Here is an 8,704-nt window from a genome sequence, read left to right as displayed (position 1 = left end):
CACGGCCTCCTCGAACTTGCGCAGGAAGGTCCGCACGCGCGAGCGGCGGGCGGTGTTCACTTCGGTGCGGCGGGCGATCTTGCGGACCGCTTTCTTGGCGCCGGGCGTGTTGGCCATTCGAAACTCTTCTCGAAACAGGTCGCACCCGCCGGCGGTCCGGCGGGCGAAATGAGGAGGCGCGGATATACTGAAACCGGCCCCGGCGGTCAATGGCGGCTAGGCATTTGCCGCATAGGCTTTTTCCAGCCACCCGATCGCTTCCTCGTCGAGCTCCTCCGGACGCTCCAGCGAAAGACCCACGGGCATGCTGTCGTGGATGCGGTTGGGCTTGAGGCGGCCCTGCGGCGCGACACCGTCCAGGCGAAGGCCCACGTCCAGGCGCGTGCGGGTGGTGGGCTGGACGCGGGCGAAGGTGCGGCGGGGCCCGACGAGCGAGACGTAGGTCTTGCGCGTCTGGATGGTGACGTCGCCCAGGGCGAGCGCAGCGGCCAGCACCGCGTCGTAGGCGGGGCGCAGGCCCGGCCGGTCGGCGAACTGGGCGTCCACCAGGTCGTCGGCGCTGGCGGTCATGAAGTCGGGGTACCCGAAGGTCTCCCAGCGCAGGAGCTGGGCCGAGTAGCCGGTGACGCCCTCGGCTTTCAGCCAGGCCCGCAGCGCGGCCTCGTCCGCCGGAGCGGCCGCGGCGATCCTGGCGTTCCACGCGGCGACGTCCTGGCCGGTCTGGCGCAGGAGCCGGGCGGCGCTCTCGTCGCGGAACGCGGACCAGTCCTGCGTCGCCATAGGTCAGCTCCCCCTGAACGCCGGCTTCCGCTTCTCGACGAAGGCGGCCATGCCTTCCTTCTGGTCGTCGAAGGCGAAGAGCGAGTGGAACAGGCGCCGCTCCATGGCCACACCGGTGGCGAGTGTGGTCTCGAAGGCCGCGTTCACCAGCTCCTTGTTCATGGCCACGGCCAGCGGCGACTGGCCGGCGATCTTGGCGGCGGCCGCCAAGGCCTCCTCCAGCAGCTTGTCGGCGGGGACCACGCGGGAGACGAGGCCGGCGCGTTCGGCCTCGGCGGCGTCCATCATGCGGGCGGTCAGCACCATGTCCATGGCCTTGGCCTTGCCTACGGCGCGGGGCAGGCGCTGGGTGCCGCCGATGCCGGGCATGACGCCCAGGTTGATCTCGGGTTGGCCGAACTTGGCGGTCTCGGCGGCGATGATGAAGTCGCAGAGCATGGCGAGCTCGCAGCCGCCGCCCAGGGCGTAGCCGGCCACAGCGGCGATGATCGGCTTGCGGCACTGCTCGATGCGGCGCGCGGCCGGGCCGAAGAAGTTCAGGGCGAACATCTGGGCGTAGGACTTGTCGGACATCTCCTTGATGTCGGCGCCGGCCGCGAAGGCGCGGTCCGAGCCGGTCAGCACCAGGCAGCGGACGCTGTCGTCGGCCTCGGCGGCGTCGAGCGCGGCGGAGAGCTCGGTCAGCAGCTCGGTGTTCAGCGCGTTCAGCGCCTCGGGCCGGTTCAGGCGCACGAGGGTGACGCCCGCGCTGGGGGTCTCGACGATCAGGGTCTGATAGCTCATTCGGCCGCTCCGCTCTCCGTTGGCGAGCGACTTACGGCCCCGTGACGGAATAGCCAAGCGCCCGCAAGCGCGCCGGGAGGCCTTCGTCGCCGATGAGGTGGCCGACGCCGACCACCACGACCGAGCGGCCCTGGCCCTTGAGCCGCGTGTCGAGTTCGGTGGTCCACTTGGCGTTGCGCCCCGTGACCAGGCGCTGGAACAGGGCCGGCGAGGCCTTGCGCAACGGCTGCAGCGCCTCGCGGTCGAGGACGCCGGCGTCGCCGGCCAGCCAGGCGCTGACGAGCTTCGTGTAGCCCTCGGGATCCTTCTCCAGCTCGACCAGCGAGACCTTGAGCGAGGCCAGCTGCTCGGCCATGGGGGCCTGGTCGAACAGGCCGATCTGCTCGCCCGGCGTCTCCAGCGCCTTGCGGCGGGCGGCGGCGGGCGCGGTGGCGTTCAGCACCGTCTCGACGCCGTGGGTCGCGTCGGCGCCGGCCTTGCCGAAGGCCGCGCCGGCCAGGGCCACCTCGGCCAGCCAGGGCTCCAGGCGGGCGAGGCCGGCCTTGTCGATCCCGTAGGCGTCGGCGACGCGGATCAGTCGCTTCGAGTCCTCGGCCGGCAGCAGGGTGAAGAGCGACTTGTCCGGCGGCAGGATGCCCAGCATGCCGGCCAGGCGGGCGACCTCCACGTCGGTCGCGGGACCGACCGGCAGCTCGAACCACAGGTCGTCGGCCTTGGTGAGCGCCGCGTCCAGGGCCGCGGGCCGCCAGCTCAGCCCCGGCGGTAGCACGTGGACCGAGCCGAACAGCACCATCTCGGAGTCGGCGTCCTTCACCACCCAGACCGCCGGTTCCGCGCTGGCGGGCGTGGCGACGGCGGTGGCGGCCGCGAGGGCGAGGAGGAGAGGTTTCACGGACGCGTCCCTCACGATTGGCACACAGGGCAATAGAAGGTGGAACGGCCGGCCTGGACCTTGCGGCCGATGATCCCGCGGCAGCCGTCGTTGCGGCAGGACTGGCCCTCGCGGTCGTACGTGCGGAAGCGGTGCTGGAAATAGCCCAGCGCCCCGTCGGCCTGGGCGAAGTCGCGCAGGGTGGAGCCGCCAGCCTCGATGGCCTCGGCCAGCACGGCCTTGATCTCGGGGACCAGCTTCGCAAGCCGCGGGCCCGAGATCTTGCCGGCCGGCTTGAAGGGCGAGATGCGGGCGCGGTTCAGAGCCTCGCAGACGTAGATGTTGCCTAGCCCCGCCACGATCCGCTGGTCCAGCAGCAGCGTCTTGGGCCCCTGCTTGCGGCCGGCGAAGGCGGCTTTCAGGTGGTCGGCGTCAAAGGCGTCGCTGAGCGGCTCGGGGCCGAGGCCGGTGAACCAGGGGTGCAGGTCGAAGGCTGCGGTGTTGACCAGGGCCATGTAGCCGAACCGTCGGGGGTCGTAGTAGGTGACCCGCGTTCCGGCCTCGGTCTCGAAGACGATGTGGGCGTGCTTGGGCGCGGGGTCAGGCGCGTAGTGGAACTGGCCGGGGCGCGTTTCACCGTCCGGGCGCGAGATCTCGAAACGGCCGCTCATGCCGAGGTGCATGACCAGGGTGTCCTCCCGATCCAGGCGCGCCAGCAGGTATTTGGCGCGGCGTTCCAGGCGCTGGATGGTCGCGCCGGTGAGAACCTGGACGAAGTTCTCCGGCAGCGGGAAGCGCAGGTCTGGGCGGCGTGCTTCCACCCGGGCGAGGCGGTGACCTTCCAGGACGGGGGCGAGGCCGCCCCTGACGGTCTCGACTTCAGGCAACTCAGGCATTGCCTTGTCAGGTGGCATGGCTTGGCTGGCGCGCCAAGGGCTTGGAGGCTAAAGACGCGGCCATGACGGGACCTTCCGCCACCTTCGGCTTCCGCGACGTCGAGGCTTCCGAGAAGCCGGGGCTGGTCCGGGGCGTCTTCGACCGCGTGGCGAAGCGCTACGACCTGATGAACGACCTGATGAGCGCCGGCGTGCACCGGCTCTGGAAGGATGCGGTGGCGGCGCGATTGAACCCGCAGCCGGGCGAGGTGATCGTCGACTGCGCGGGCGGCACCGGCGACATGGCGCGCCGGTTCGCGAAGCTGGCTCGCCGGGCGCAGGAGCGCCGCGGCGGGCCCGACCTCAAGGTCTTCGTGGTCGACTACAACGCGGAGATGATCGCCGCGGGGATCGAGCGGGGCGTGATGCCCGAGCTGTGCTGGGCGGTGGGCGACGCACAACGGCTGCCGCTGCCGGACGCCAGCGCCGACGCCTATTCGATCAGCTTCGGGATCCGCAACGTGACGGACGTGACCGCGGCGCTGCGCGAGGCGCGCCGCGTGCTGAAGCCGGGCGGGCGGTTCCTCTGCCTGGAGTTCTCGCGGCCCACGACCGAGGCGTTGAGGGCCGCCTACGACGCCTATTCCTTCAAGGTGATCCCCGAGATCGGGGCGCGAGTGGCGAACGACCGCGAGAGCTACCAGTATCTGGTGGAGAGCATCCGGCGCTTCCCTGACCAGCGGGCGTTCGCGGCGATGATCGGCGAGGCGGGCTTCTCCCAGGTGGGTTGGACCAACTTCTCCGGCGGCGTCGCGGCGCTGCACACCGGGCGGGCGATCTAGGACCCTCATGGCCTCTCTCGGCGCCCTCACGCGGCTGATCGGGGCCGGATGGACGCTGGTCCGCAATGACGCGTTCCTGCCGCGCGAGATGGACGGCTTCTACTCGCCGGCGGTGCGGGGCCTCGCCAACACCCTTCGGCTGTTCGCGTCGCGCAAGGATGGGCGGCCGGGCGAGCGGCTGGCGCGGTCGCTGCAGGGGCTGGGGCCGGTGGCGATCAAGCTGGGTCAGTTCCTGTCCACCCGGGCCGACATCTTCGGGCGCACCTTCGCCGAGGACATGGGCCACCTGAAGGACCGCCTGCCGCCGTTCCCGCTCAAGGACGCGCGCGCCGCGATCGCCCAGGAGCTGGGGCGGCCGGTGGAGGACGTGTTCCCGACGCTGGGGGAGGCGGTGGCGGCCGCCTCGCTGGCTCAGGCGCACGAGGCCAGCCTGTTCGACGGCCGCCGCGTGGCGGTGAAGGTCCTGCGGCCGGGGATCGAGCGGCAGGTCGCCGCCGACTCCGCGGTGCTGGCCCTGGCCGCTCGGCTGATGGAGCGCTGGGCGCCGCCGCTGCGGCGCCTGGAGCCCGTGCGGTTCGCCGCGACGGTGATCCGCGCCACCGAGCTGGAGCTGGACCTGCGGCTCGAGGCGGCGGGCGCCGACGAGCTCGCCGAGGTAATGGCCAAGGACGGCTACATGGCCACGCCGAAGGTGGTGTGGCCGGGCGTCGGCAAGCGCGTGCTGACCATGGAATGGGCGCAGGGCCTGCCCCTGTCCGAGGATGCGGCGCTGGAGCAACCGGGGCTCGACCGCAAGGCGCTGGCCGACAACCTGACGCGCGCGTTCCTGGCCCAGGCGCTGGACCACGGCGTGTTCCACGCTGACCTGCACGAGGGAAACCTGTTCGTCGCCGCGCCGGCGAAGCTGTTCGCGGTCGACTTCGGGATCATCGGGCGGCTGGGCCCGGCTGAGCGGCGCTACCTGGCGGAGATCTTGTGGGGGTTCCTGAATCGCGACTATCAGCGCGTGGCGCAGGTGCACTTCGACGCGGGCTATGTGCCGGCGCGCCATAGCGTCGAGGCGTTCGCCCAGGCGCTCCGGGCCGTGGGCGAGCCGGTGTTCGGGCGGCAGGCCGATGCGGTGGCCATGAGCCGGGTGCTGACCCAGCTATTCGAGATCACAGCCCTCTACGACATGCACCTACGGCCCGAGCTGGTGCTGCTGCAGAAGACCATGGTGACGGTCGAGGGTGTGGCCCGCCGCATCGACCCCGCCCACGACATCTGGGCCGCCGCCGCGCCGGTGGTGCGCCGCTGGATCGCGCGCGAGCTGTCGCCGATCAGCCGGGTGAAGCAGCTGGCCGGCGACGCCGAGACGGCGCTGCGCAATTTGGCGCGGATGACGCAGCCGCAGCCGGCGGTCGCGGTGGAGCCCGAACGGCCGGGCCGGCTACTGTGGTTCGCCCTGGGCGCCCTGGCGTCCGGGGCGGCGTTCCTGGCGGGAATGTTGTTGCGGTAGGGGCCGAGCGCCGTTGCCGTCGGCCTGCCCCACCGGTTGTCATCCCGGTTTTGCCGCAGAGGCCTGGCGGCCAAAACCGGGATGACAATCGGGTGGAGCAGTGCGCCTTGCGCTACTACGCCTCGTCGTCGTCGCGAGTGCGGCGGTTGGCTTGGCGCCTCGCTTCGCGGGCTTTCTGTTCTTCCCAGTAGGCCATGCCTTCGTCGGGCTTGAACATGGTGCGGGGCGCGCCGGCCTTGCTCATCACGGCGAAGACGTTGCCCTTGGGGTCGTAGAGCAGCTTGTCGCCATTGGCGCGGGTGAGGGTGAGCGTGCCCTTGGGCGGGCGCTGGACGAAGTCGTGGGCCTTATCGACGAACGCGTCGATGTTGTCGGCGCCGAAGGCCGCGCCGTTGCGGGCGAAGGCGCGGCGGGCGTTCTCCTCGGCCGAGTAGCGGCGGCTGGCCGACCACATGGGCTTGCCGTCGACCTCGCGCACCGGGTCGCGGCGGTGGTCGACCTGGGTCCCTGAGGACCGGTCGCTGCCCGCGTCAGACGCCACGCCTTCAGCACTGGCGGCCATCTGCGTTCCGGCCGCCTGCTTCTCAGCCACCGCGGACGGGCCGTTGTCGCAGGCGGTCAACGCCAGGGCCGCGCCGGCCAGCAGCAGCACAATCTTGGATTTCAGCATCTCGCTTCCCGTCTTATGGTCGAGCTGGAACAAAGAATGAACACAGCTTCCCGGGTTTGTCGAGTCCCCGCCAATGACCTAAATCGAAGCCCTGTTTGACGGGGGCTCGACGCCTTGAGCGAGAAACGCGTTCTCCTGATCGTCGGCGGCGGCATCGCGGCCTACAAGGCGCTGGAGCTCACCCGGCTGCTGCGCAAGGCCGGCGTGGGCGTGCGGCCGATCCTGACCAAGGCGGGCGCCGAGTTCGTCACCCCGCTCAGCCTGTCGGCGCTGGCCGAGGACAAGGTCTACTCAGAGCTCTTCAGCCTGACCGACGAGGCCGAGATGGGCCACATCGAGCTCTCGCGCTCGGCCGACCTGGTGGTGGTGGCGCCGGCCACGGCCGACCTGATGGCCAAGGCCGCGAGTGGCCACGCCAACGACCTCGCCTCGACGACGATCCTCGCCACCGACAAGCCGGTGCTGATGGCGCCGGCCATGAACGTGCGGATGTGGGAGCACGCCGCCACCCAGCGGAATCTGAGACAGCTCCAGGCCGACGGCGTGCTGTTCGTGGGCCCCGACGAGGGCGCCATGGCCTGCGGCGAGTACGGGCCGGGCCGGATGGCCGAACCGGCGGCGATCTTCGAGGCGATCATGACGGCGCTGTCGGGCGCGGCTGCGCGACCGCTGGCGGGGAAGCGAGCGGTGATCACCGCGGGCCCCACCGCAGAGCCGATCGACCCGGTGCGGCTGATCACCAACCGCTCGTCGGGCAAGCAGGGCTATGCCATCGCGTCCGCCCTGGCCGCCCTGGGCGCGGACGTCACGCTGGTGAGTGGACCCACGGCTTTGCCCGCCCCGGCCGGCGTCACCCGCGTGGACGTGGAGACAGCGCGCGAGATGCTGGCGGCCTGCGAGGCGGCGCTGCCGGCCGACATCGCCGTCTGCGTGGCCGCGGTGGCCGACTGGCGGCCCGAGTCCGTCGGCGCAGGCAAGATCAAGAAGAACGGCGGGGCGCCGCCGGCTATCCCGCTGGTCGAGAACCCCGACATTCTGGCCACGCTGTCGAAGGCCAAGGCGCGGCCGAAGCTGGTCGTGGGCTTCGCCGCCGAGACCGACGACGTCGAGGCGCATGCGAGCGCCAAGCTGGCGCGCAAGGGCTGCGACTGGATCGTCGCCAACGACGTCAGCGTCGAAGGGACCATGGGCGGCGACGACAACGCCGTGGCCATAGTCTCCAAGGGGGGAATCGAGCGATGGGACCGCATGGCCAAGGGCGAAGTCGCCCGAAGGCTCGCCGCCCGCATCGCCGAGGAATTCTGAGTGGCCCCGACCGTCCCGATCACGCGCCTGCCGCACGGCGAAGGCATCCCGCTTCCGGCCTATGAGACCAGCCACGCCGCCGGCATGGACCTGCGCGCAGCGGTCCCCGAGGACGCGCCGTTCGTGCTTCGCCCCGGCGACCGGCACGCGGTGCCGACGGGCCTGGCCTTCGCCCTCCCGGACGGCTTCGAGGCCCAGGTGCGGCCGCGCTCGGGCCTGGCGCTGAAGTCGGGGATCACCTGCCTGAACACGCCGGGCACCATCGACGCCGACTACCGCGGCGAGGTGAAGGTGATCCTGATCAACCACGGCCCCGACGACTTCACCATCCGCCGCGGCGACCGCATCGCCCAGTTGGTGATCGCCCCGGTCGTGCAGGCGCGGTGGACTGAGGTGGCGAGCCTGGACGAGACCGCGCGCGGGGCCGGCGGCTTTGGCTCGACCGGCGCGAGCTAACGCGGAACGAGCCTCGCCGTCCGCGCAGTCGGTGCGGATCGCGACCTACAACGTCAACGGCGTGAACGGGCGGCTCTCGAACCTGCTCGATTGGCTGGGCGAGACCGGGCCGGACGTCGTCTGCCTGCAGGAGCTGAAGTCGGAGGGATTCCCGGCCGCCACGCTCGAGAAGGCCGGCTACGGCGCCATCTGGCACGGCCAGAAGAGCTGGAACGGCGTGGCGATCCTGGGTCGCGGCGTGCAGCCGATCGAGACCCGCCGAGGCCTGCCCGACGACCCGCCCGCCTCTCAGAGCCGCTACATCGAGGCGGCGGTGAAGGGACTGCTGGTGGGCTGCCTCTACGCCCCGAACGGCAATCCGGTGGGCAGCGCCAAGTACGCCGCCAAGCTGGCGTGGTTCGAGCGCTTCCTGGCCCACGCCGACGCCCTGCTGGCGACGGAGCATCCAGTGGCGCTGGTGGGCGACTACAACATCATCCCGACGGATGCGGACGTGTACGCCCCGGAGCGCTGGCGCGACGACGCGCTGTTCCAGCCGCCGCTGAAGGCGATGTTTGCGCGGCTGCAGGATCGCGGGTGGACCGACGCCCTCCGCGCGGTGTTCCCGGACGAGCGCGTCTACAC

Annotated in this window: 11 protein-coding genes; 5 read left to right on the top strand and 6 right to left on the bottom strand. The window is 71.2% G+C overall.

The window, feature by feature from the left end; translation table 11 throughout:
• The 5 genes from rpsT to mutM form a co-directional block, all read right to left on the bottom strand.
• On the bottom strand, positions 1-117 hold a 117-nt coding region (gene rpsT, locus VGD44_RS24525), incomplete at its 3' end, for a 30S ribosomal protein S20 (protein ID WP_331091052.1).
• Between the two features lie 99 nt (positions 118-216).
• On the bottom strand, positions 217-780 hold the full coding sequence (locus VGD44_RS24520; protein WP_331091050.1) for a DUF5655 domain-containing protein: 564 nt from the start codon (positions 778-780) through the stop codon (positions 217-219).
• 3 nt (positions 781-783) lie between these two features.
• On the bottom strand, positions 784-1,563 hold the full coding sequence (locus VGD44_RS24515; protein WP_331091048.1) for an enoyl-CoA hydratase: 780 nt from the start codon (positions 1,561-1,563) through the stop codon (positions 784-786).
• A gap of 31 nt (positions 1,564-1,594) precedes the next feature.
• Entirely contained in the window at positions 1,595-2,455 is an 861-nt protein-coding gene (locus tag VGD44_RS24510) for a TraB/GumN family protein (RefSeq protein ID WP_331091046.1), read from the bottom strand.
• Positions 2,456-2,466: 11 nt separating this feature from the next.
• The gene (gene mutM / locus VGD44_RS24505; RefSeq protein ID WP_331091044.1) at positions 2,467-3,330 is read right to left on the bottom strand and encodes a bifunctional DNA-formamidopyrimidine glycosylase/DNA-(apurinic or apyrimidinic site) lyase; all 864 of its coding nucleotides are present in this window, start codon (positions 3,328-3,330) and stop codon (positions 2,467-2,469) included.
• A gap of 62 nt (positions 3,331-3,392) precedes the next feature.
• Between mutM and VGD44_RS24500 the strand changes: the two genes are divergently transcribed.
• Complete coding sequence (locus VGD44_RS24500) at positions 3,393-4,151, top strand: class I SAM-dependent methyltransferase (protein ID WP_331091042.1); 759 nt, start codon at positions 3,393-3,395, stop codon at positions 4,149-4,151.
• 7 nt (positions 4,152-4,158) lie between these two features.
• Complete coding sequence (gene ubiB, locus VGD44_RS24495; RefSeq protein ID WP_331091040.1) at positions 4,159-5,649, top strand: 2-polyprenylphenol 6-hydroxylase; 1,491 nt, start codon at positions 4,159-4,161, stop codon at positions 5,647-5,649.
• 115 nt (positions 5,650-5,764) lie between these two features.
• Here the strand turns inward: ubiB and VGD44_RS24490 are convergent, their stop codons facing one another.
• Complete coding sequence (locus VGD44_RS24490; protein ID WP_331091038.1) at positions 5,765-6,319, bottom strand: hypothetical protein; 555 nt, start codon at positions 6,317-6,319, stop codon at positions 5,765-5,767.
• A 114-nt stretch (positions 6,320-6,433) separates the two neighbouring features.
• Here VGD44_RS24490 and coaBC point away from each other — a divergent pair, with 114 nt between their 5' ends.
• From coaBC to VGD44_RS24475, 3 genes are all read left to right on the top strand, one after another.
• Positions 6,434-7,624 (top strand): bifunctional phosphopantothenoylcysteine decarboxylase/phosphopantothenate--cysteine ligase CoaBC, encoded by a 1,191-nt coding sequence (coaBC, locus tag VGD44_RS24485; RefSeq protein ID WP_331091036.1) that lies wholly within the window; start codon positions 6,434-6,436, stop codon positions 7,622-7,624.
• Positions 7,625-8,080 carry a dUTP diphosphatase gene (gene dut, locus VGD44_RS24480; protein ID WP_331091034.1) on the top strand — a complete coding sequence of 152 codons (456 nt, stop codon included), beginning with the start codon at positions 7,625-7,627 and terminating at the stop codon, positions 8,078-8,080. It begins immediately after the preceding gene.
• Positions 8,081-8,111: 31 nt separating this feature from the next.
• A partial coding sequence (locus VGD44_RS24475; protein WP_331091031.1) for an exodeoxyribonuclease III occupies positions 8,112-8,704 on the top strand: 593 nt, incomplete at its 3' end.

The organism is Phenylobacterium sp., from assembly GCF_036402295.1.
GTDB lineage: Bacteria > Pseudomonadota > Alphaproteobacteria > Caulobacterales > Caulobacteraceae > Phenylobacterium.
This window is presented reverse-complemented; position numbering and strand designations above follow the sequence as displayed.

What these genes read in the sequence shown, in the direction of transcription:
- VGD44_RS24520 (WP_331091050.1), bottom strand. Translation starts at nt 780, where the DNA reads ATGGCGACGCAGGACTGGTCCGCGTTCCGCGACGAGAGCGCCGCCCGG.
- VGD44_RS24515 (WP_331091048.1), bottom strand. Translation starts at nt 1,563, where the DNA reads ATGAGCTATCAGACCCTGATCGTCGAGACCCCCAGCGCGGGCGTCACC.
- mutM (WP_331091044.1), bottom strand. Translation starts at nt 3,330, where the DNA reads ATGCCTGAGTTGCCTGAAGTCGAGACCGTCAGGGGCGGCCTCGCCCCC.
- VGD44_RS24500 (WP_331091042.1), top strand. Translation starts at nt 3,393, where the DNA reads ATGACGGGACCTTCCGCCACCTTCGGCTTCCGCGACGTCGAGGCTTCC.
- ubiB (WP_331091040.1), top strand. Translation starts at nt 4,159, where the DNA reads ATGGCCTCTCTCGGCGCCCTCACGCGGCTGATCGGGGCCGGATGGACG.
- VGD44_RS24490 (WP_331091038.1), bottom strand. Translation starts at nt 6,319, where the DNA reads ATGCTGAAATCCAAGATTGTGCTGCTGCTGGCCGGCGCGGCCCTGGCG.